21 protein-coding genes and 1 tRNA gene are annotated in these 21,349 nt (G+C 69.5%); 15 read left to right on the top strand and 7 right to left on the bottom strand.

Annotation, left to right across the window (positions count from 1 at the left end; genetic code table 11):
• Nucleotides 1–117: 117 nt before the first annotated feature.
• Nucleotides 118–918, bottom strand: a complete 801-nt coding sequence (locus D3869_RS21260) for an AraC family transcriptional regulator (protein ID WP_137141791.1) — start codon at nt 916–918, stop codon at nt 118–120.
• Between the two features lie 127 nt (nt 919–1,045).
• Between D3869_RS21260 and D3869_RS21255 the strand changes: the two genes are divergently transcribed.
• The 4 genes from D3869_RS21255 to D3869_RS21240 all read left to right on the top strand — a co-directional run bounded on the left by D3869_RS21255 (nt 1,046) and on the right by D3869_RS21240 (nt 3,726).
• Nucleotides 1,046–2,251: an MFS transporter gene (locus tag D3869_RS21255; RefSeq protein WP_137141790.1), complete on the top strand. Its 1,206-nt coding sequence runs from the start codon at nt 1,046–1,048 to the stop codon at nt 2,249–2,251.
• A gap of 183 nt (nt 2,252–2,434) precedes the next feature.
• Nucleotides 2,435–2,917: a flavodoxin FldA gene (gene fldA, locus D3869_RS21250; RefSeq protein ID WP_103041405.1), complete on the top strand. Its 483-nt coding sequence runs from the start codon at nt 2,435–2,437 to the stop codon at nt 2,915–2,917.
• 35 nt (nt 2,918–2,952) lie between these two features.
• Nucleotides 2,953–3,312, top strand: a complete 360-nt coding sequence (locus tag D3869_RS21245; protein ID WP_137141789.1) for a DUF2023 family protein — start codon at nt 2,953–2,955, stop codon at nt 3,310–3,312.
• A 123-nt stretch (nt 3,313–3,435) separates the two neighbouring features.
• On the top strand, nt 3,436–3,726 hold the full coding sequence (locus tag D3869_RS21240) for a hypothetical protein (RefSeq protein WP_040135076.1): 291 nt from the start codon (nt 3,436–3,438) through the stop codon (nt 3,724–3,726).
• A 7-nt stretch (nt 3,727–3,733) separates the two neighbouring features.
• On the opposite strand, the gene D3869_RS21235 is transcribed toward D3869_RS21240, so the two are convergent.
• From D3869_RS21235 to D3869_RS21225, 3 genes are read right to left on the bottom strand one after another with little or no spacing between them, the layout of a single operon-like run.
• Nucleotides 3,734–4,267 carry an AAA family ATPase gene (locus D3869_RS21235; RefSeq protein WP_137141788.1) on the bottom strand — a complete coding sequence of 178 codons (534 nt, stop codon included), beginning with the start codon at nt 4,265–4,267 and terminating at the stop codon, nt 3,734–3,736.
• A gap of 44 nt (nt 4,268–4,311) precedes the next feature.
• The gene (gene rraA / locus D3869_RS21230) at nt 4,312–4,809 is read right to left on the bottom strand and encodes a ribonuclease E activity regulator RraA (RefSeq protein ID WP_137141787.1); all 498 of its coding nucleotides are present in this window, start codon (nt 4,807–4,809) and stop codon (nt 4,312–4,314) included.
• Between the two features lie 57 nt (nt 4,810–4,866).
• Complete coding sequence (locus tag D3869_RS21225; protein WP_247895824.1) at nt 4,867–5,931, bottom strand: NUDIX hydrolase; 1,065 nt, start codon at nt 5,929–5,931, stop codon at nt 4,867–4,869.
• 238 nt (nt 5,932–6,169) lie between these two features.
• Between D3869_RS21225 and D3869_RS21220 the strand changes: the two genes are divergently transcribed.
• Together D3869_RS21220 and D3869_RS21215 are read left to right on the top strand one after the other, a co-directional pair.
• Nucleotides 6,170–6,823: a DUF47 domain-containing protein gene (locus tag D3869_RS21220; RefSeq protein WP_137141786.1), complete on the top strand. Its 654-nt coding sequence runs from the start codon at nt 6,170–6,172 to the stop codon at nt 6,821–6,823.
• Between the two features lie 4 nt (nt 6,824–6,827).
• Nucleotides 6,828–7,835, top strand: a complete 1,008-nt coding sequence (locus D3869_RS21215; RefSeq protein ID WP_137141785.1) for an inorganic phosphate transporter — start codon at nt 6,828–6,830, stop codon at nt 7,833–7,835.
• 127 nt (nt 7,836–7,962) lie between these two features.
• Here the strand turns inward: D3869_RS21215 and D3869_RS21210 are convergent.
• A tRNA-Gly gene (locus tag D3869_RS21210) sits at nt 7,963–8,037 on the bottom strand.
• Nucleotides 8,038–8,379: 342 nt separating this feature from the next.
• Here D3869_RS21210 and D3869_RS21205 point away from each other — a divergent pair.
• Complete coding sequence (locus tag D3869_RS21205) at nt 8,380–11,463, top strand: ATP-binding protein (RefSeq protein WP_175426544.1); 3,084 nt, start codon at nt 8,380–8,382, stop codon at nt 11,461–11,463.
• Nucleotides 11,464–11,527: 64 nt separating this feature from the next.
• On the opposite strand, the gene D3869_RS21200 is transcribed toward D3869_RS21205, so the two are convergent.
• Entirely contained in the window at nt 11,528–11,836 is a 309-nt protein-coding gene (locus D3869_RS21200; protein WP_109469574.1) for a ribbon-helix-helix domain-containing protein, read from the bottom strand.
• A gap of 231 nt (nt 11,837–12,067) precedes the next feature.
• On the opposite strand from D3869_RS21200, the gene D3869_RS21195 reads away from it, so the two are divergent.
• The 8 genes from D3869_RS21195 to D3869_RS21160 all read left to right on the top strand — a co-directional run bounded on the left by D3869_RS21195 (nt 12,068) and on the right by D3869_RS21160 (nt 19,675).
• Nucleotides 12,068–12,262, top strand: a complete 195-nt coding sequence (locus tag D3869_RS21195) for a hypothetical protein (RefSeq protein ID WP_137141783.1) — start codon at nt 12,068–12,070, stop codon at nt 12,260–12,262.
• 162 nt (nt 12,263–12,424) lie between these two features.
• Nucleotides 12,425–13,687 (top strand): YcaO-like family protein, encoded by a 1,263-nt coding sequence (locus D3869_RS21190; protein ID WP_137141782.1) that lies wholly within the window; start codon nt 12,425–12,427, stop codon nt 13,685–13,687.
• Nucleotides 13,688–13,758: 71 nt separating this feature from the next.
• Complete coding sequence (locus tag D3869_RS21185; protein WP_137141781.1) at nt 13,759–14,526, top strand: TfuA-like protein; 768 nt, start codon at nt 13,759–13,761, stop codon at nt 14,524–14,526.
• Between the two features lie 56 nt (nt 14,527–14,582).
• Nucleotides 14,583–15,293 carry a Crp/Fnr family transcriptional regulator gene (locus D3869_RS21180; RefSeq protein ID WP_137141780.1) on the top strand — a complete coding sequence of 237 codons (711 nt, stop codon included), beginning with the start codon at nt 14,583–14,585 and terminating at the stop codon, nt 15,291–15,293.
• Between the two features lie 105 nt (nt 15,294–15,398).
• Entirely contained in the window at nt 15,399–15,785 is a 387-nt protein-coding gene (locus tag D3869_RS21175; RefSeq protein WP_137141779.1) for a ribbon-helix-helix domain-containing protein, read from the top strand.
• A 217-nt stretch (nt 15,786–16,002) separates the two neighbouring features.
• Complete coding sequence (locus D3869_RS21170; protein ID WP_137141778.1) at nt 16,003–18,045, top strand: MASE3 domain-containing protein; 2,043 nt, start codon at nt 16,003–16,005, stop codon at nt 18,043–18,045.
• On the top strand, nt 18,023–18,418 hold the full coding sequence (locus D3869_RS21165) for a response regulator (protein ID WP_247895823.1): 396 nt from the start codon (nt 18,023–18,025) through the stop codon (nt 18,416–18,418). Before D3869_RS21170 ends, D3869_RS21165 begins: the two co-directional genes overlap by 23 nt.
• Nucleotides 18,419–18,742: 324 nt before the next feature.
• On the top strand, nt 18,743–19,675 hold the full coding sequence (locus tag D3869_RS21160; protein WP_137141776.1) for an NAD-dependent epimerase/dehydratase family protein: 933 nt from the start codon (nt 18,743–18,745) through the stop codon (nt 19,673–19,675).
• An 18-nt stretch (nt 19,676–19,693) separates the two neighbouring features.
• Here the strand turns inward: D3869_RS21160 and D3869_RS21155 are convergent, their stop codons facing one another.
• On the bottom strand, nt 19,694–21,334 hold the full coding sequence (locus D3869_RS21155) for a Na/Pi cotransporter family protein (RefSeq protein WP_247895822.1): 1,641 nt from the start codon (nt 21,332–21,334) through the stop codon (nt 19,694–19,696).
• Nucleotides 21,335–21,349: the final 15 nt, after the last annotated feature.

The raw sequence follows: 21,349 nt of genomic DNA, 5'->3' as shown, positions 1-21,349 counted from the left end.
CCAGGAGGGGGGCCGGGTGCGAGAGCTTCCGCGTTTATGAAAAGCCCCGCCGGGATCGCTCCGGCGGGGCTTTTCGTCTTTGTCATCGGGATTTGGAACGCAGGGATACAGAGCGCCTCAGGCCGAGCGCTCCGATCCATCAGCACCGGCCTTCGCCAAGTAGGCGCGCGGTGACGCCCCCAGCGTCCGCTTGAACATCGTCGTGAAGGCCGCCGGGTTGTCGTAGCCGAGGTCCAGCGCCACCGTCGTCACCGGAACCCCCGCGACCAGCCGCGGCAGGGCCGACACCAAGCACGCCTGCTGGCGCCATTCCACGAAGCTCAGCCCCGTCTCGCGCCGGAACAGCCGGGTGAAGTTGCGGCGGCTCATGCCCAGACCGTCGCTCCAGTCCTCGATCGTCGCCTGGATCGTCGGCTCTTGCAGGAACCGCCGGCAGCGCTCCGCCAGGGCGGCGTGGGTGGGAAAGGGCAGCGACAGCGGCTCCACCGGAAGTCGCCGCATCTCGTGCAGAAGCAGGGCCATCACCGCGCCGTCGTGGCTATCCGGGTCGTAATCCACCGGCACGTCGATCGCCCGCCCGATCAGGCTGCGGAAGAAGGGCGACAGCGCCAGAACCTCGCAGCGGTCCGGCATGGTGTCGGCCAGCGCGGGGGCCAGATAGAGGCTCTGCGTCATCACCATCCCGATCATCCGGACTTCGTGCGGGACGCCCGGCGGAATCCACAGCCCGCAATGGGGCGGCATCACCCAGCGCCCCTGGGCGGTGGACAGCAGCAGCGTCCCCGTCGCCCCGGACAGCAACTGGCCGCGCCGGTGCGTGTGGGCGGCCAGCACGGTGCCGTCCGCGTGATCCTGTCCCAAGGTGATCAGCGGGCGGGGCGACTCCTCGACCGTCTCGATGCGCAGGTTCCGGACCATGGCCCAGTCTCGTAAGAAATCGGCCTGACCGCGGTGGCAGGCCGTCGAGGCCCACCTTAGGCTGTTGCTCCACACCAAGCAACGCGCCGCCCGCCCGCCGAGCAAGCGCCAAAAAAGGCTTCCTTCCGTGACCGACACCACCCTGTCCCGGCCCAAGGCCGGGGAGACGGCGCTGCCCGTCCTGGGGACGATCAGCGTCTGCCATCTGCTGAACGACCTGATCCAGTCCCTGCTGCCCGCGATCTACCCGATCCTGAAGGGCGGATTCGACCTCAGCTTCGCGCAGATCGGCCTGCTCACCCTGACCTACCAGATCACCGCCTCGCTGCTTCAGCCGATCATCGGGCTCGCCACCGACCGGCGGCCGGCGCCCTACTCCCTGACCATCGGCATGGGGGCGTCGCTGGTCGGGCTGGTCACGCTGGCCTTCGCGCCGAACTACGCGGCGCTGCTGATCGGGGCGACCCTGCTGGGCTTCGGCTCCTCGGTCTTCCACCCCGAGGCGTCGCGGATCGCCCGTCTCGCCTCCGGCGGGGCTCACGGGCTGGCGCAGTCGCTGTTCCAGGTGGGCGGCAACGCCGGGTCGGCGCTGGGGCCGCTGCTCGCCGCCTACATCATCCTGCCGCGCGGGCAGGAGAGCCTGTCCTGGTTCGCGCTGGCCGCCCTGGGCGGCATGGCCCTGCTGACCGGCATCGGGCGCTGGTACGCCCGCAGCGACCACGCCCGCCCGGTCCGCCGCGGGGCCGCGGTCCATTACCCCGGCCTGTCCCGCGGGCAGGTGAACCAGGCGCTGGCCGTGCTGATGGTGCTGATCCTGTCCAAATACGTCTATCTGTCCAGCCTCACCAGCTTCTACACCTTCTTCCTGATGGAGCGTTTCGCCCTGGAGCCGGACGCGGCGCAGCTCTGCCTGTTCGTCTTCCTGGCGGCGGTGGCGATCGGCACGATCATCGGCGGCCCGATCGGCGACCGGATCGGGCGCAAGACGGTGATCTGGGTGTCGATCCTCGGCATTCTGCCCTTCACGCTGCTGCTGCCCCATGTCGGGCTGACCGCGACGGTCGTGCTCAGCGCGGTGATCGGGCTGGCCCTGGCCTCGGCCTTCCCCGCCATCATCGTCTACGCGCAGGAGCTGATGCCCGGCCGCGTCGGCATGGTGTCCGGCCTGTTCTTCGGTCTGGCCTTCGGGATCGGAGGCATGGCCGCCGCCGGGCTTGGCGTTCTGGCCGATTGGAAGGGCATCGGCTTCGTGTTCCAGGCCTGCTCGGTCGTGCCCCTGCTCGGCCTCGCCGCCGCGCTGCTGCCCAACGTTTCCCCGCACAAGGACTCTTAAATCGCCTGAAAGCCGCGCCGTCCTTGGCGGCGCGGCCTTCCCTTCACAGAATTCCCACAAACCGTTCATGGTCATCTTGCAAATGCGAATCATTCTTATTATCATTCGTTCCAGGCCGGACGTTCTCGCCTTTGCTTGCCGGCCCTGATCCGATTGGCCCACAGGATTGCCCAGAGAGAGACCATGAACGTCACGATCATCTATGGCTCCGACGGCGGCGCGACCAAGTCGGTCGCCTCGCGCATCGCGAAGAAGATTCAGGGAAAGACCGTCGACATCGCCCGCGCCTCCGCCGCGGATTTCGAGAATTGCGACCTGCTGATCCTCGGCGCGCCGACCTATGGCGTGGGCGATCTGCAATGCGACTGGGAAGCCAACTTCGGCACGCTGAAGGCCGCCAACCTGAACGGCAAGAAGGTCGCCCTGTTCGGCACCGGCGATCAGGTGACCTACCCGGAGTCCTTCGTGGACGCCATGGGCACGCTCTACGATCAGGTGGTGGCGCAGGGCGGGGTCGTCGTCGGCTTCACCGACACCACCGGCTACGAGCATTCGGGCTCCACCGCGGAACGCGACGGGCGGTTCGTCGGGCTGGCGCTCGACCAGGACAACCAGTCCTCCCAAACCGACAAACGGATCACCGCATGGATCAGCCAGCTGGCGTGATGCCCCATGATGGGTTGACCCATGATGGGTTGGCCATGCCCGTCCACCTGCTCGGGCACCATCTGTACGAGTACAGCAAGGGCGTCCGGCCCATGGTCATGATGACGCTCAGCACGCGGGACGCCGACGCGGTGACCCGCAAGCTGGCGGAGCGGTTCGTCGACTACCACGTCCAGACGGTGACGGAGGCCAAGGTCAACGTCTTCTTCGGCCACCCGGCCTGCGTCGCGATGGTGCGGAGCGTGGTGCGCAAGCCATTGAATCAGTTGACGCCGGAGGAGGATTTCATCCTCGGCACGCTGCTCGGCTACGACCGCGAGCAGCAGTGCCGGCGCTTCCTGGCCATGGCGCAAGCCGGAAGGGAGGGGGCCGGGCGGGACGGGGCGGTGTCCTGATCCATCCGTCGGGACACCGTCTCCACCATCCGGAAAAAGGCCGTTTCGTCCTCGACAGGCCGGACCGCCGTCGTCCAGACTGCCTCCCCAAATAGAATGGAAAACAACCAAAGGGAGGCAGGGATGGCGGCGGCTCCGTCCGGGATGATGTTCGAGAATCCCACGAACGGCCAGCGGGAGGCGGTGACCAACCGCGAGATCCTTTGGGCCTTTCTGCTCGGCCCCGTTTACTTCGCGAAAAAGGCCGAGTGGCTGCACGCCGCAATTCACGCGGCCCTGATCCTCATCTCCATCCCACTGTGGCCGGTCGGCGCCCTGATGACCCTGGGCGTCTGGGTCGGCTACGCCTGCGCGGCGCCAACGATCCTGGAATACCGGTACCAGAAGATGGGGTGGGAGAAGGTGGCGGGCTGACTCCACCTCACGGACGGCGCCCGCTTTCGTGGAGCGGGTGGCCCGGCAGAATCGCCAGAATCGCCGCGACGCAGGCGTCGACCTCACGCCCCGCCGTGTCGATGACGGCGTCCAAACCGTCCCAGGGCTCGTATTCCCGCCCCCTCACCGCCGCCCAGGAGGGCGGACGGTGCCCGGCGATGTCACTTTGACGGGTTTCGACCCGGTGCCGGTGCTCGACCGGGTCCGAGCACACAACCTCCACCTCGACCAGCCGCACCCCGGCCTGAAGCGCCGTGGCGCGCCACGCCTCGCGCGTGATCCGGACAGGGTTGACGCAATCCGCGATCACGGTGGCACCCAGCCGTAGATTATCGCCGGCCAGGGCGTAGGCGACCACATAGCCTTGCGGACCGACAGCCTCACCGTCGGCGCCGCCGGCCATGCGAATCGCCTGCTCGATCGTATCGATCCGCAGATGAAACGCGCCGAGCCGGCGCGCCAACACACGGGCGATGGTCGTTTTGCCGGTTCCAGGCAGCCCGCCGAAGACGATCAACATGCGCCACTCTTTTCAGGGCCGGAGCCTGCCTCGTTCCACACCCGTCACGCGGTCGTGCCGAACTCCTCCGGAGTCAGCACCAGCACGCCGTCCTCGTCGGCGAAGACGAGATCGCCGGGATTGATGCGGATGCCGGCCAGCGTCACCGGCAGATCCTTCTGCCCCTCGCCGTTGCGGACGGTCTTGCGCGGGATCGCCGCCAGCGCCTTGATGCCCAGGTCCAGCGTGGCGAGCACCGCGGCGTCGCGGACGCAGCCGTGGATGACCACGCCCTCCCAGCCGTTCTTCACCGCGTCCTTGGCGATCAGGTCGCCCATCAGGGCGGCGCGCAGGCCGCCGCCGCCATCGACCACCAGCACCTTGCCCCGCCCCGGCGTACCCAGCAGCTCCTTGACGCGGGAATTGTCCTCGAAGCACTTCACGGTCACCGCGGCGCCGCTGAATTGGCGACGCCCGCCGAAGTCGCGGAAGACGGGATCGGCGACGCGGGCGGTCTTCTCGAACCGGTCGTAGAGGTCGCAGGTGCTGTCGAAATCGGTCATGCGGTTTCGCTCCCCTTCTTTGGCTTTGACGGCAGGATACCCCCATTGCAGGGATGGTCAATCCTCCGGGGCGGCGATGGCCCCCGTGCTGGTGCGTTCCAGGATGGCGCTGCGGCGGAAGCGGTACAGCTCGGCGGGGCGCCCGCCGGTCTGGCTCTCATACTGGCCGGTCGGCTCCACCAGCCCGCCGGAGATCATCAGGCGCCGGAAATTCTGCTTGTGCAGCCGCTCGCCGGACAGCGCCTCCACCACCTGCTGAAGCTGGTGCAGGGTGAAGGTCGGGGGCAGCAGCTCGAACACGATGGGGCGGTATTTCAGCTTGCCGCGCAGCCGCTCCAGCGCCGTCGCCAGGATGCGGCGGCCGTCGCGGGCCATCGGGCGGCCCAGCGCGCGGGGCATCTCCAGCCGCACCGTCCGCTCCTCCACCCCCGCCCGGCGGGCCAGGTCATGGTCGCGGAACGCCTCCACCACCAGCCCGGCCTCGTAGAGCAGCTCGTAGCGCTCCAGCACCCGCTCGGAATCCCACTCACCGCCGTCCAGCGCGAAGGCCATGCGGGCGCGCTCGCCGCGGCGGGCACGGGCGGGCTCGTCCGGGGCGGCGGCGACCCAGCGGGCGAGCGCCGGACGGATCACCGAATCGAGCAGCGCCGGCGGCGACTCGCGCCAGTCCTCCCAGGGAAAGAACTCGTACAGGCCGCGCCATTCCGCCCCGTCGATGCGCAGCGGCGCCTCGCGCAGCAGGGCCAGATAGCCGACCACCAGCGAGCGCGGGCCGCCGAACAGCTCGTGCGGGTCGCGGTGGCGGTCGCCGAAGCTGTAGAGCTGCTCCACATAGCGCAGGGTCAGCCCGGCCGCGTCCTCCGCCACCGCGCGCAGGCCGTCCTGGAGGGTGCGGAAACGTTCGGGATCGAAGGGGGCGCCCGGCAACGCGTCGCGGTGGGGCGGCGGCTCGTCGCCGCGGCGGTGCGATTCGGGGATCTCGAAGCCGCTGCGCACGGTCACCACGCGCGGCTCGGCGCCGTTCGCCGAGGAGACGCCCACCGAAACGATGGCCGCGGTCAGGCCGACCTGTGTTCCCGGTCCGCTCTGTGTTTCCAAGCCGATCTGTCTTTCCCCCGCCACGCGCCACCCACCTCCCCGCTGCCGATCCGTCGGCGGCAGGATAAGCGGCCCGCCGCGGCAAATCACCGGTCTTTCCGCCGGGCATCCCCGTGAAATCTCGCCGCAAGCCGGCCCGGCATGACACTTTTGTGACTCCCCACGGGCGCCGGGGATGTTACACCAGCCGCGACGCTGAGGCTCGCGCGCGTCCGTGCGGGGGCCCCGGCAGTGCAGGCCGGCGTAAGTTGGAGAACCACGCATGCTGAATTTGTTCCGGGCCCTGATGCCGCGCGAAGAACGGTTTTTCGACCTGTTCGCCGACCATGCCCGGACCGTCGCAACGGGCGCGGACGCGCTGCGGGCGATGATGGCCAGCGGCCAGGACCTGGAGGAGCGGTTCCAGACCATCCGCCGGGTCGAAAGCGAGGCCGACGCCATTGAGAGGAACATCCAGCTCGCCGTCCACCGCACCTTCATCGTGCCTTTCGACCGTTCGGACATCCAGGAACTCGGCAAGCGGATGGACGACGTGCTCAACCTCATCGAGGAGACCGCGCGTCACCTCGTGGAGGCGGGCTTCATCGACTACACGCCGGAAATGCACGCGCAGGCCGACGCCATCGTGCGCTGCACCGCCCGGCTGAGCGCGGGCATCCCCCTGCTCCGCGACATCCCCAAACACGTCGAGCAACTCCACGCGATGACCGCCGAGGTCTCGCGGATCGAGAGCGAAGGCGACCGGCTCCTGCGCGAGGCCAAGCACCGGCTGCGCGACGAGAGCGGCGGGCTCGACGCCCCCATCACCCACCGCCACGCCCTTCAACGCGAGATCATCGAGCTGCTGGAACGCGTGCTCGACGCCTGCGAGGACGTGGCCGACACCATCGACGGCATCATCGTCGAACAGGTCTGATCCCATGGAAGCCGCTTCCCTCGCCCTGCCCATCCTCATCGGGCTGATCGGCGTCGCCCTCCTCTTCGATTTCCTCAACGGGCTGCACGACGCGGCCAACTCCATCGCAACGGTCGTCTCCACCCGCGTGCTGAAGCCGCGGACCGCCGTCGCGATGGCCGCCTTCTTCAACTTCATCGCCTTCCTGTTCTTCGGGCTGCATGTGGCGACCACCATCGGCACCGGCATCGTCGGGGCGGGTGTGGTCGATCCGCACGTCATCTTCGGCGCGCTGATGGGCGCCATCGTCTGGAACGTCTTCACCTGGTGGCTGGGCATTCCCTCCAGTTCCTCCCACGCGCTGATCGGCGGGCTCGTCGGGGCCGGCGTGGCGAAGGCCGGGCTGGACGCCGTGGTGGTGTCCGGGCTGGCGAAGACCGCCGCGGCCATCGTGGTCTCGCCGGTGGTCGGCTTCCTGCTCGCCAGCGTGATGATCGTCGCGGTGTCCTGGCTGTTCCGACGCAGCACGCCCTTCGCGGTCGACCGGCTGTTCCGCCACATCCAGATCGGCTCCGCCGCGCTCTACAGCCTGGGGCACGGCGGCAACGACGCGCAGAAGACCATGGGCATCATCGCCGTGCTGCTCTATTCGCAGGGCATGCTGGGGGAAACCTTCCACGTGCCCTTCTGGGTGGTCATCACCTGCCAGGCCGCGATGGGGCTGGGCACGCTGTTCGGCGGCTGGCGCATCGTCAAGACCATGGGGTCCAAGCTGACCGACCTGAAGCCGGTCCAGGGCTCCTGCGCGGAGACGGGCGGGGCCATCACCCTGTTCGTCGCGACGTGGCTCGGCGTGCCGGTCAGCACGACCCACACCATCACCGGGGCCATCATCGGCGTCGGCGCCGCCCGCCGCACCAGCGCGGTGCGCTGGGGTCTGGCGCAGGGCATCGTCATGGCCTGGGTCATCACCCTGCCGGCGACCGCCATCGTCGGCGCGCTCTTCTACGAGCTGTCGCTGGCGCTGTGGTGACGGACCCGGTGGAGCCGGCGGGCTGAAAGGCCCGCCACACCGGCTTCCGCCCCGACGACACAGAGCGCTGAACGCGAAAAGGGCGGCCCGCGAGGCCGCCCTTTTTCGTACCATCCGCACTGGACAATGGAGCGGGCGAAGGGATTCGAACCCTCGACCCCAACCTTGGCAAGGTTGTGCTCTACCCCTGAGCTACGCCCGCGCCGCTCCAGCGGAGGAGCGCCCGTATACGCCCCGGCGACGGCCAAGGCAAGCCCCTTTTTTCACGCGACGCCAATCCGGGCGCCGCAACACGGCGGGAATGCCGGGGAGGCTGGGCCGCCGCTTGCGGATTGCATGAGAAAGCATACCAACATATGTTAGGCTGCCTCGTTCAGAACAAAATTGCCAATGCGTTGTTTTGAATGTCTGCGCATTTGAATTTGTTTCCTCTAACATGCCGATGACGCTCCGCAGGGGGGCTTCGATGGCCGGAACGGACATGGATTTGGGCGGACCGCAACCGATGCCCATGGCGGCGCCTCGGGAGGTGGCGGGCCGGCCCGTGACCGCGCCCGACTCCGCGCCCGACCTTGCGCGCACCGCCGAACCATCGGATGGCGCAGCCGCCCGTCGCAACAGCGCGGAACGCAAGGTCGTCACCGTCCTGTTCGCCGACATCGTCGAATCCTCCAGCATGGTCTCGGGCCGCGACCCGGAGGAGGCCGACCAGACCCTCCTCACCATCCTCGAGGTCCTGACCGACGCGGTCGAGCGCTACGGCGGCACGGTGGCCCAGGTGCTGGGCGACGGCATCATGGCGGTGTTCGGCGCCCCCTCCGCGCTGGAGGATCACGCGTTGCGCGCCTGCCTCGCCGCTCAGGACATCGCCCGATCGGCCATCGATTCCGACGAGTTCAAGGTGCGGATCGGCATCAGTTCCGGCGAGGTCGTGGCCCAGATCATCGAGACGGGCGTCTGGACCGACTACCGCACGGTGGGCGAAACCGTGCATGTCGCCGCCAAGCTGCAGCAGCGGGCGCAGCCCAACAGCGTTCTGCTGAGCCGCGAGACGCTCGACCTCGTGCCCAAGGGCCTGACCGTCCGCCCGGCCGGAACGCTGCGCCTGTCCGCCACCGCGGAGCCGGTGACCGCCTTCTCCCTGGAGGCGGCGCGGGCGATGCGGCGCACGGCGATGGACCTGCTGTCCGCCGAGGGCACGCTGTTCGTCGGGCGCAAACCGGAATTGGCGGTGCTGACCGGCGCGCTGCGGCAGGCCGAGCGGGGCCGCGGCGCCTGCGCCGTCCTGATCGGCGAGGCCGGCATCGGCAAGTCCCGGCTGACCGGAGAGCTGATGCGCAGCCCGGAGGCCGCGGCTTTCACAACTACTATTTGGCCGCAGTTCCCGATCCGCCGCCTGGGCGACCCCGACGACCTGGAGGCGGCGGCCCGCTGCCTCGCCCTGTCGGTCTGCGGGGCGGCGGATGGCCCGGCCTTGGATGGCCCGACATTGGACGGCTTGGCGGTGGCGCGCCTGACCGCCGCCGCGACGCGCAACGGCGGCGAACTGGCCGGCGAGGCGATGCGGGAACTGCTCGGCCAGCCCTCCGTCCACCCGCTGTGGCAGGGGCTCGACCCGGCGCAGAAGGCCGACTTCAGCGTCGAAGGGCTGGTCGCGGCGATCCGCGAGCTGTCCGCGGAGCGCCCGCTGCTGATCCTTGTCGAGGACGCGCACTGGACGCGCGGGCTGACCAACCGGCTGCTGGACGCCCTGGCCGAAGGGGTGGAGGACGCCCGGGTCTTCGTTCTGGTCACCTCGCGGCCGGACACGCCGGGCGGCTGGACCGTGCCGGATTCCGCCCACGCCATCGCGCTCGAACCGCTGGAGCCGCTGCAGGCCGACGAGTTCCTGGACCATTGGCTGGGCCACAGCCCGTCGCTGGCCGACCTGAAGGCGCGAGTCGCGACGCAGAGCCAGGGCGTGCCGCTCTATCTTGAGGAATCGCTGCGCACCCTGGAGACCACCGGGGTCATCGTCGGCAGTCCGGGCCGCTACAGCCTGGGCAAGACCGACGCCCGGATGGCCCTGCCGGCCACGGTGCACGGCCTGCTGGCCTCACGGATCGACGCGCTTGAGCCCGGGCCGCGGCGGGTTCTGATGCACGCGGCGGTGATCGGCACCTCGGTCGACCTGGGCCTGCTGCGCGCGGTGTCGCCGATCCCCGCCGCCGACCTGCCGGCCGCCCTGGCCCGGCTGGAGCAGAGCGGCTTCTTCGCGCGCTCCCGCCTGCTGCCGAACCTCGAGCTGACCTTCCGCCACGCGCTGGTCCAGGAGGTCGCCTACGCCACCCTGACCAAGCGGGAGCGCCAGCCGCTGCACGGGCGGGTGCTGCACGCCCTGCGGCGGCGGTCCGACCGCAACCTGCCCAACCGGGCGGAGCTAATCGCCCATCACGCCTTCTACGCCGAGGATTGGCCGCTCGCCTGCGCCTACGGGCGCCGGGCCGGGCGCCGGGCCGAGATGCGCTGCAAGCATTTCGACGCCGGGCGCTTCTATGAACAGGCGCTGAAGGCGCTGGACCATCTGCCGGACACCCGCCGCAACACCCAGCGGCGGATCGACCTGTGGATCGGCATTCCCCTCGTCCTGCTGCCACAGGGGCGCCAGTTGGCCGGCGACCCGCTGGAGGAGGCGCGGGACATGGCGCTGGGCATCGACGACCGCATCCGCTACGCCCGCGCGACCTCGCTCAAGGCATCCTTCCAGTGGGTCTACGGCGTGCTCGACGGGGCGATCGCGCTCAGCCGCAGCGCGCTCGACCATCTGGGCAACCAGGGAACGAAGGAGCTGCGCATCCAGGGGCTGATGCGGCTGGGCGGCATGCTCGTGGACAAGGGCCATTTCCCGGAAGCCCAGGAGAAGCTGGAGCAGGCGCGCAGCCTGGCGCTGGCCCACGCCCCCCATGCGCGCTTCGGCCTGACCGCGGTGGCGGTCGCCATCACCGCCGCATACCAGGGACGCTGCCTCGCCGAGCTGGGGCGCGACGACGAGGCCGTCCAGGTGATGCTCCACGCGCTCGACATCGCGGAAGAGGTCGGGCACGCCTTCTCCGTGTCGTCGGTGAAGGTCCATCTGGCGTTGGTCCACATCATCGGCGACCGCTTCACCGAGGCTCTGCCCCTGCTGAAGGACGCCGTCACGATCACCGAGGCGACGCGCCTGCACATCTTCCAGCCGATCACGCTGGGCGCGCTGGGCTACGCCATCGCCCGCACCGGTGGCGCCGCGGAAGGCGCACGGCTGCTCAACGCCAGCCTGGAACAGGCGCACATCCTAAACCACTCGCTGCCCAGGCCGCGCATTCTGAACTGGATGTCCGACCTCGCCCTGGAGACGGCCCAGCACGACACCGCGATCGGTTGCGCCGCCAAGGCGCTGGGCATCGCGACGGACGCCGGGCAATTGTCCGAGCAGGGCTGGTCGCACTTCGCCCTGGCCCAGGCCTTCACCGCCGTCGGCCAGCATCGCGAGGCCATGGAGCATCTGGCGGCTGCCGAGACGATGAGCCGCCAGCTGTCCATGATCCCGCTCGCCGACCGTTGCCGGGCCTTCCGCCGCTGCCTCGCCGCGTCAGGCCCAGTGACCTGATCGGATGACCTGAACGGGTGACCTGATCCGGGCGCCGTGATCCTGCGGGCGCCGCCGTGGAGCGTCAGGCCACCAGCGTGGTGGCGCCCGCCGCGGTGCGGCGGAAATGGTTCAGCACATAGACCCGGACGCTGGTGGCGAAGGGGATGCCTTCGGTCCGGCTGTCGTGGATGTCGGCGCACAGCGCCTCCAGCGACTTGCCCTGGGACTTGGCGATGTCCTTCAGCCCGTCCCAGATCGTCGCCTCCAGCCGCAGGCTGGCGCGGCGCCCCCCGATCGTCAGCGAGCGCGTCACCACGGCGGGCGGAGCCGCGAGCGAGCTGAGGTCGGCCATCTCGTCGAGGCTGCGGGGAATGCGGCGGTCCAATTTCATCGGTACGCTCCTGTCTCGGCTGGCCGGTTCTCGGCTTGGCGATTTTTTCCCGGGTCACCGGAATTTTTCCGGGACTAAACATGCGTGTGTGCGCGTGTAGGCGATTTTTACCCGGCGCCGGGGCGTTCGGCATGTGAAGTTCTTCACAGTCCGGACGGGTCACAGCGGCCAAGGTTTCGACATACCGCAGTATTCGCGGTTCCTCGAAACCCACGCCCAGGAGCTGTTCCCATGACCGCCATCATCGACCAGACCGCCCTCATCCGTGGTGCCGACGGCCGTCTCTTCGCCGTGACCGCCCAGGGCGTGACCGAGGTCGCCGAGCAGGCCGCCGAGCTGACCGCCGCCGCCCGCATCGGCGACCGCCGCGCCTTCAACAGCGACGATCACGAGGCCGCCCGCCACGCGATCACCCCGGGCCTCTGACCGGCGGGGCGCACCCGCCAGGGCCCCATTCGGGCCTGATCTTCGGGCCGTGGCGACCGGCGTTTTCCCTGGCCGGCCTGCCACGGTCCCCGCCCGCTCCCTCGTCCTTCGCCGGTTCCCATCCGGCTCGCCACGGGCATTCCACGGCGGAGACCCTCTCCCATGCCCCTTGATTTCGTCCGCGGCATCGCGCGGGATCCGGCCATGTCCGACCAGCCGCTGAAGGTCCACACCACCGGAACCCACCGGATCGCCACGCCGGACCAGACGCTGGCCCGCGTCGCCCCCTTCCTTCCCGTCATGGGCATCACGCGGGTGGCGAACGTCACGGGGCTGGACCATGTCGGCATCCCGGTCGTGATGGTGACCCGGCCGAACGCGCGCTCCATCTCCGTCGCCCAGGGCAAGGGCGTGACGCTGGCCGCCGCCAAGGCGTCGGGCGTCATGGAGTCGATCGAGAGCTACCACGCCGAACGCATCACCCTGCCCCTGAAATACGCCAGCTACGACGAGCTGCGCTGGACCCACCGGGTGGTGGACGTGACCCGGCTGCCGCGGCTGTCGACCAGCGCCTTCACCCACCACACCCCGATGCTGTGGATCGAGGGCGACGACCTGCTGGGCGGCGGGCGGACGTGGGTGCCCTTCGAGACGGTGCATCTGAACTTCACGCTGCCGATGCCGCCGGGGTCCGGCTGCTTCCTCGCCGGGTCGAACGGGCTGGCCTCGGGCAACAGCCTCGCCGAGGCGACCGCGCACGCCATGACCGAACTGGTCGAGCGCGACGCCGCCACCCTGTGGCGCCTCGCCTCCCCGGAGGCCCAGGCCGCCACCCGCATCGATCCGGACAGCATCGCCGACCCGGTGTGCCGCTCGCTGCTCGACCGCTTCGGCGACGCGGGGGTCGCGGTCGGGCTGTGGGACATCACCAGCGACATCGGCCTGCCGGCCATCCTCTGCCGCATCGCGACGCGGGACGACGCGCCGCAGCACAGCATCCGCCCGGCCATGGGGATGGGCTGCCACGCCGCGCCGGAGATCGCGCTGTCCCGCGCCCTGACCGAGGCGGCGCAGAGCCGGCTGACCTTCATCGCCGGGGCGCGCGACGACATGCCCCGCTCCGAATACGAACGCCACCTCGACCCGGCGCAGCACGCGCGCTGGACGGCGCTGATCACCGAAGGCGCCGGGCGCCGCGACTTTGCCGCCACCCCCAGCCTTGCCGGACGCACCATCGAGGAGGATCTGGCAAGCCAGCTCGACCGGCTGCGCGCCGTCGGCATCGAGGAGGCCGTGGCCGTGGACCTGACCAAGCCGGAATTCGGCATTGCCGTGGTCCGCTTGGTCATTCCCGGCCTGGAAGGGCTGGATTCCTCCCCGGACTATCTGATGGGTGCGCGGGCGCGCGCCGTCGCCGGCCTCTGAGGCCGGACACTGTATCGTCGCCGGCCTCTGAGGCCGGACACTGTATAATGAGAGCGCAGGCGGAGACTCCCATGCACACGCCGGACGGCCTTTACGTCTTTCTCGGCCCCACCCTCCCCCGCGCCGAAGCGGCCCGGCGTCTGGACGCCACCTATCTGCCGCCGGTCGCCCAGGGCGACATCATCCGGCTGTGCGCGCGCCAGCCGCGGGCGATCGGCATCGTGGACGGCTACTTCGAGAACATCCCGTCCGTCTGGCACAAGGAGATCCTGCACGCCATCCACCTGGGGATCGCGGTGTTCGGGGCGTCCAGCATGGGCGCCCTGCGCGCCGCGGAACTGCACCCCTTCGGCATGATCGGCGTCGGCGCCGTCTTCGAAGCCTTCCGCGACGGGCGGCTGGAGGACGACGACGAGGTGGCGGTGATCCACGGGCCGGCCGAACTCGGCTATCCCGGCCTGTCCGAGGCCATGGTGAACATCCGCCGCACGCTGGCCGACGCCGCGCAGGAGGGCGTCGTCCCCGCCGCCACGGCGCGGCGGCTGGAGGCGATCGCCAAGGGCCTGCCCTACCGCGAGCGCGGCTATGGCCGCCTGCTCCGTCTGGCCGCCGCCGAGGGGCTGCCGGAGGAGGAACTCGCCGATTTCCGCCACTGGCTGCCCAACGGGCGGTGCGACCAGAAGCGGGAGGACGCGCTGGATCTGCTCCGGACCATGCGCCGCTGGGCCATGGACGGCAGGCGGGCGCCCGAGGTGCGTTTTCATTTCGAGCACACCGCCCTGTGGGACCGCGCCCTGCGGGACGGAGCGCATCGCCAGGCGGGGAATCCGCTGGACTGAACGTCCGCCGGGTGCCATCAACGGTCCAACGGAACTCAACCGGGACCGCGAGCGCCATGGCCTTACTGAAGGACGTCGCCGGCATCCTGCGGCGCAACCGAATGTTGGGCGTTCTCGACGACGCCCGGATGCAGGAGCTGGTGGCGCTGGGCCGGGTGTCGCGGTTCCACGAAAACCAGACCGTTTTCAGCAAGGGCGATCCCGGCGATTGCCTGTACGCCATCATGAAGGGGCAGATCGCCGTCTCGACGTCGTCGGAGGACGGCAAGACGATGCTGCTCAACATCCTGAACCCCGGCGACGTGCTGGGGGAAATCGCGCTGATCGACGGCAAGGACCGCACCGCCGGAGCCACCGCGCTGCGCCCGGCGGAACTGTTCCGCATCGACCGCCCGGAGTTCATCTCCTTCCTGGAACGGCACCCCTCGCTGTGCATCCGCATGATGGGCGTGCTGTGCGAGCGGCTGCGCTGGGTGTCGGAAAACATCGAGGATGCGGTTTTCCACGACGTGCCGCGCCGGCTGGCCCGGCGTATCCTGCTTCTGGCGGACACCTATGGGCAGAAGACGCCCGCCGGCGTCCGCATCAACCAGCCAGTGTCCCAGGAGGCGCTGGCGTCGATGCTGGGTGTCACACGCGAGATGGTGAACAAAAGCCTGCGTGCATTGCGCAGCGCCGGGGCGATTACCTATAACAAAGGTTTTATCGTCATCACCAATCTATACATGCTTAAGGATATGGCGGGAGAGTCGGGCGACGTGCCCTAAGGCCACTCAGCACATCCGCCGAGTTTTATCGTCGCAAATTTTTTCAATCGCGCTATATTGGCTGCACGACAGAAAACACGGCTGACAGTCGAGGAATACAGGGCTATGTCGGGTCAGGATTCACAGGCGTCCAACGCGCCATCGCCGCTGAACGCCATCCCGCTGGTGGCACGCACCGTCAAGCTGTTCGGAAACCCGACGCAGCTTCGCCTGGAGCCGTCCTACTGGGAAGCGTTGGACGACATCTGCCACCGGGAAGACCTGACCGTGGACGAGCTGTGCAGCGACCTCAAGGACCGCCTGGATTCGCAGTCCCGCCGGTCGCGCGGCAACGCGGTGTCGCTGGCCAACGCCGTCCGCGTGTTCATCGTCGGCTACTACCGCAAGGCGGCGACCGAGAAAGGTCACGACCGCGCCGGTCATGGCCGCGGCGACCCCTTCGTCAGCACGCCCTTCGACCTTCCTCCGGCCCAGCCCGCCAAGGAAGGCTGATTTTCCGGCGGTGTTCCCGCTGACCAGCGCGTGTCCCGAGGACAGGACGGCGGGCATGCATTCCCTGTGAGGAATCGCCGCGTCCGCTGAAGAGGCTCAACGTCCGGCTTGCACCCCGACGGGATTTGGTGTGTTGATCGGTCCAGCGGCATCGCACGGTCGACCGACCAGGCCGTCCGTGGGTCGCTTCACCCGTCCACCGCGGAGCCGACCGTTCATGAGCGGGACCCAGCCGTCCGCCATCAAACCGACCTTTACCCGCTGGCTCCGGGACCGCGCCGTCCTGTCCGGCCTTGCCGCCCTGCTGACCCTCACGGCGACGCTGGCCATACTGGCCCATCACAACTACTTGCTGTTCCATCTCTGCGTGGAGATGTTCGCCGTCGCCATCTCCATGACGATCTTCACGATCGCCTGGAACACGCGCGACACGAACCAGTCGCCCTTCCTCGCCTTCGTCGGCCTGTCCATGCCGGGCATCGCGCTGTTCGACCTGCTGCACGCCATCACGTTCCCCGGCATGAACGTCATCGGCGAGGCCGGCGCCAACCAATCCACCCAGCTCTGGATCGCCGCGCGTGGCCTTCAGGCCGCGGTCTTCCTGGCCGCCCCGCTGCTCACCGAGACTCGGCTGCGCGCGGGCGACGTGCTGCTGCTCCAGGCCGCCGTCGTGGCCTGCACCCTGCTGTCGATCTTCACCTTCGGCATCATGCCGGACAGCTTCGTGCCGGACATCGGACTGACCCCTTTCAAGATCGGAGCCGAATACACCTTCAGCGCCGCGGCGGTCGTCGCCTGTCTGCTGCTGTGCGCCAAGCGCCGGCAGTTCGAACCCAGGGTGTTCGGCCTGACCTTCGCCGGCATCGCCCTGCTGGCCCCGCAGGAGCTGATCTTCACGCTCTACAATCATCCCCACGGGGCGGTCAACGCGCTGGGGCATTTCATCAAGATCCTGTCCTTCTACCTGCTCTACCGGGCGATCATCGTCACCGCCCTGCGAAACCCCTACGACCTCGCCTTCTACCGGATGCGCCGCAGCGAGGAGGCCCTGCGCGACCATCTGAGCGGGCTGGAGTCGCTGATCGCCACCCGCACCGCCGAACTGCGCGAGAGCGAGGCGCGGTGGCGGGCGCTTCTGGAATGCTCCAACGACTGGTTCTGGGAAACCGATGAGCGCGGGCGTTTCACCGCCCTGTCGCCGCGGGCCCAGGAGTCCACCGGGCGTGGCGGGTCGGAGCTTCTGGGATTCACCCACGCCGATCTTCTGGACCGCAACCGTCCCGAGGAGGATTTCCCCGCCCTGATCGAGGCCCTGCACCGCCGGGAGCCCTTCCGCCGCCTTTCCTTCCCGCTGGCCTCGCCGGGAGGGGCCGCGCGCTGGGTGATGGTCAGCGGCACGCCGCGCTATGACGGCAACGGCACCTTCCTCGGCTACCGCGGCACCACCAGTGACATCAGCGCGCGGCGCCAGTCGGCGGAAGCGGCGCGGCAGAAGCAGACCATGGCGGCGCTCGGCAGCCTCGTCGGCGGCCTCGCCCATGAGATCAACAACCTGCTGCAACCGGTCATCAGCCTGTCCGATCTGGCCCGAGGCCGCGCCGGGGAGGATCGCAAGCTCCAGACCTACCTGAACGCCATCCACGACAGCGGAGTGAAGGCCCGCACGATCATGCGCGACGTCCTCCAGTTCGCCCGCGTCGAGGTGGCCGAGTCGCCGCCGGGCAACCTTGAGGAGGCCGTTCATTCGGCCCTGGAACTCGCCGCCCCCTCGATGCCGCCGTCCATCGGGACACGGACGCCGCTGGAACCCGACCTGAAGGCGGTGACGATCACCGCGACCGAACTGACCCAGGTCCTCCTCAACCTGATCCAGAACGCCCGCGATGCCATGCCGCAGGGCGGCACCCTGACCATCGGCGCCCGTTCCCTGAGCCTGAAGGAGCGGGACGCGTCCCGCCGCCAGCTCGGCGAGGGCGACTATGTGCGGCTGACCGTGACCGACACCGGCACCGGAATGGACGAGGCGACCCGCCAACGCGTGTTCGATCCCTTCTTCACCACCAAGCCGGTGGGCAAGGGGACGGGGCTTGGGCTTTCGGTGGTGTATGGTATCGTACGGAACGGGGGTGGCGACATTCTGGTCGAGAGCGCCCCCGGACGAGGAACGTCCTTCATCATCGACCTGCCCACCGCCCTGACCGGCGGTCCGGGCCAAACGACACATGGGATGCTGGTTCATGGCGAAGGTGCTGGTCGTTGAGGATTCGGCCGCCGTGCGGCTGGCGGTCACCGAGGTGATCGAACAGGCGGGCCATGAGGTCGTGGAGGCGGAAAACGGCCGCGTCGCCATCACCCTGCTGGAGGGCGGCGCCGTCTTCGACCTGATCGTCACCGACGTGCTGATGCCCGAAGCCGACGGGGTGGAGGTCATCAAGGCCGCCCGCACCCGCAACCCCGGCGCTCAGGTGCTCGCCATGTCGGGCGGGGCGCCGAACCTGCCCGCCGGCTATGCCCTGAAGATGGCGGAGATGTTCGCGGCGGACGCCGTGCTCTACAAGCCCTTCCTGAACGAGGAGCTGCGCAAGGCCGTCGCCCGCCTGCTGTCCGCGGCGGGAGAGTCCGCCGCCGGCTGACCGAAGACGGCGCCGTCCCGATGTGTCCTCCGATACACACTGTGTCCGGGATGCATCGCGGCGGCCATCGGTTCTCTTGACCGAAGTTATCCACAAAAAAGTGCATAAGATGGTGGATAAGGCTGTTGAACCTTCGGTTCCGCCTGCCCGCCGCGGGGGTCCTGGAAAAAGCCCCTGAAACGGCACCGATTCGGGGGACGCCACCCCGAACGGCCAGGACCGGCGCATCCCTTGCGCCCTCCGCTACCCCTAAGATGGTCTGGCCCGTTCCGCGTCGCCTCACCACTATGACACCATGCATGGCGATGGTGGAAAGGACGGCGCATGGCCCATTATCTCGTGACCGGCGGCTGCGGATTCATCGGATCGCATCTGGCCGACCGGCTGATCGGCGACGGGCACCGGGTCACCATCCTGGACGACATGAGCACCGGCCGGCTGGAGAACAAGCCGCTGCTGGCCAAGCTGGTGGTCGGCGACGTCGCCGATCCGGACGCGGTCCAACAGGCGATGCGGGGGGTGGACGGCGTGTTCCATCTGGCCGCCGTCGCGTCCGTCCAGCGCTCGCGCGAGTTGTGGGCGGAAACCCACCGCACCAACCTGTCGGGCACCGTCACCGTCTTCGAGACGGCGCGCAGCGCCCGCAACGGCAGCCCGGTCCCGGTGGTCTACGCCTCCTCCGCCGCGGTCTACGGCGACAACACCGCCACCCCGCTGCGCGAGGACGCCGCGACGCGCCCGCTGTCCGCCTACGGCGTGGACAAGCTGGGCTGCGAGCTGCACGCCAACGTCGCCTGGGCCATCCACGGGGTGCCGACGACCGGTTTCCGCTTCTTCAACGTCTACGGGCCGCGGCAGGACCCGTCTTCGCCCTATTCCGGGGTGATCTCGATCTTCGCCCGCCGGGTGGCGCAGGGCGAGGACGTGACGATCTTCGGCGACGGCGAGCAGGTCCGGGATTTCGTGTTCGTCGGCGACGTCGTGCGCTTCCTCGTCAAGGCGATGGAGCGTCAATCCCAGGGGGCGGAGGTCTTCAACCTGTGCACCGGCCGCCCGACCTCGCTCCTGATGCTGCTTGAGGTTCTGCAGGAGCTGTGCGCCAGCCGGGTGCGCCGCCTGCACCAGCCGGCGCGTGCAGGCGACATCCGCGTGTCCATCGGCGACCCGGCCCGGCTGCGCGCCACCTTCGGCGAGGGCTGCCGCTTCGGCCTGCTGCAGGGTTTGAGCGCCACCCTGACCGGGGAGATGCCACGGTAACGCTGCGGCCCCCTTCCCCTACACGTCGCGGCTTTCCAGCCGCGGCAGCCCGACCACCTTCAGGCGGCTTTCGCTGAGTTCGCCCACCTGATCGAGGATCGGCAGCGCGATGGCGGCGACATGGGCGTTGATGCGCTTCAGGTCGCGCAGGATGTCCAGCACGAGGGCGCTCGTCTCGATGCTGGCGGCGTCGCCGCGGCGCACGCGGTCGAGGTGGCGGGCGGTGGCGGTGCGCTCCAGCGCCCGCACCGCGTCCTTGCCGGCGATGAGCTGCCGGGCCAGCCGCCGGTCCTCCCCGATCAGGATGCCGAGCGCCGTGCGCAAATTCTCCACCGTGCGGCGGTGCAGTTCCTCGACCTCCCGAAAATCCTCCGGGGCGAAATGCAGGTGGTGGCGGATGCGCTTGGCGGCGAGTTCCATCAGGCTTTTGTCGATGATGTCGCCGATGTGCTCCAGGTTGATGGCGAAGGCCATCAGGTCGTCGACCCGCCGGGTCTCCTCGGCGTCGAGATGGCGGCGCCCCAGCTTGGCGAGGTAGAGCTTGAGCGCGGTGTGCAGCCGGTCCACCCGGTCGTCGGCGCGGCTGACCTCGGCGATCGGGCGTTCGTCGTTCTGACGCAGGGCGGTCAGGCTGCGGCGCAGCATGTCCTCCACCAGATCGCCCAGCCGCAGCGTCTCGCGCACCGCACCGGCGATGGCGACGGAGGGCGTCTCCAGAGCCGATTCATCGAGATGCCGGGGCGTCGCCGCATCCTCCCCCGCGTCCTCCGGCTGGGGCAGCAGCCCTTCTGTCAGCCGGGCCAGCGGCGTCACCAGCGGCAGGAAGAGCAAGGCCAGCGCCGCGTTGAAGGCGACATGCGCGCTGACCACCGCCGTCAGCGGGGCCATTCCGGCCAGGAGGGCCGCCGCCATCGGCACCAGCGGCAGGGCCAGCAGCGATCCGGTCACCCGGACCAGCAGATTGCCCAGCGGCACCCGCCGCGCCGCAGCACCATCCGCCGAGGTCGCCAGCACGGCCGGCACCGCACCGCCCAGGTTGGCGCCCAGGACCAGGGCCACCGCCGTCTCGGTCCCGATCACCCCCGCCCCGGCCAGCGACCCCGCCAGCATCACCGTGGCGAGGCTGGAATGCACCGCCGCGGTCAGCGCCGCGGCGACGATCAGGGCGAACAGCGGCTCGCCGCCCAGCGCCTCCAGCATCGCCTGGACCAGCGCCGACTCCCGGACCGGCAGGGTGGCCGCGCCGAGCAGCTTCAGGGCGAGCAGCATCAGCCCGATGCCGACCAGGATGCGGGCCAGCGCCCGCCGCCCGCGATGCTCGCCGCCCAGCGCGTGCAGCGCCCCGCCGAGCAGCAGCAGGCTGGGCGACAGCCAGTGCAGGTCGATGGCGAGCAGCCGGGCGACGAGGCTGGTCCCGACGTCGGCGCCCAGCATCACCGCCAGCGCCATGGGGGTGGTCATGAAGCCCTGCCCGGCCATCGAGGCGGTCATCAGGGCGGTGGCCGTGCTGCTCTGCACCGCGATGGTGGCGGCGACCCCGGCCAGGAAGGCGGCCAGACGGTTGCGCGTGCCGTAGCCGACCCAGCGGCGGACCGCCGCGCCGCCCCACCGGAAGACGCCCGTCCGCACCAGCCGCAGCGCCCACAGCAGCAGCGCCACGGCGCCGAGGATGTC

The sequence above is a fragment of the Azospirillum brasilense genome (assembly GCF_005222205.1).
Classification (GTDB): domain Bacteria; phylum Pseudomonadota; class Alphaproteobacteria; order Azospirillales; family Azospirillaceae; genus Azospirillum; species Azospirillum brasilense_G.
The sequence above is the reverse complement of the archived record's forward strand: the minus strand, read 5'-3'. Positions and strand labels throughout refer to the sequence as shown.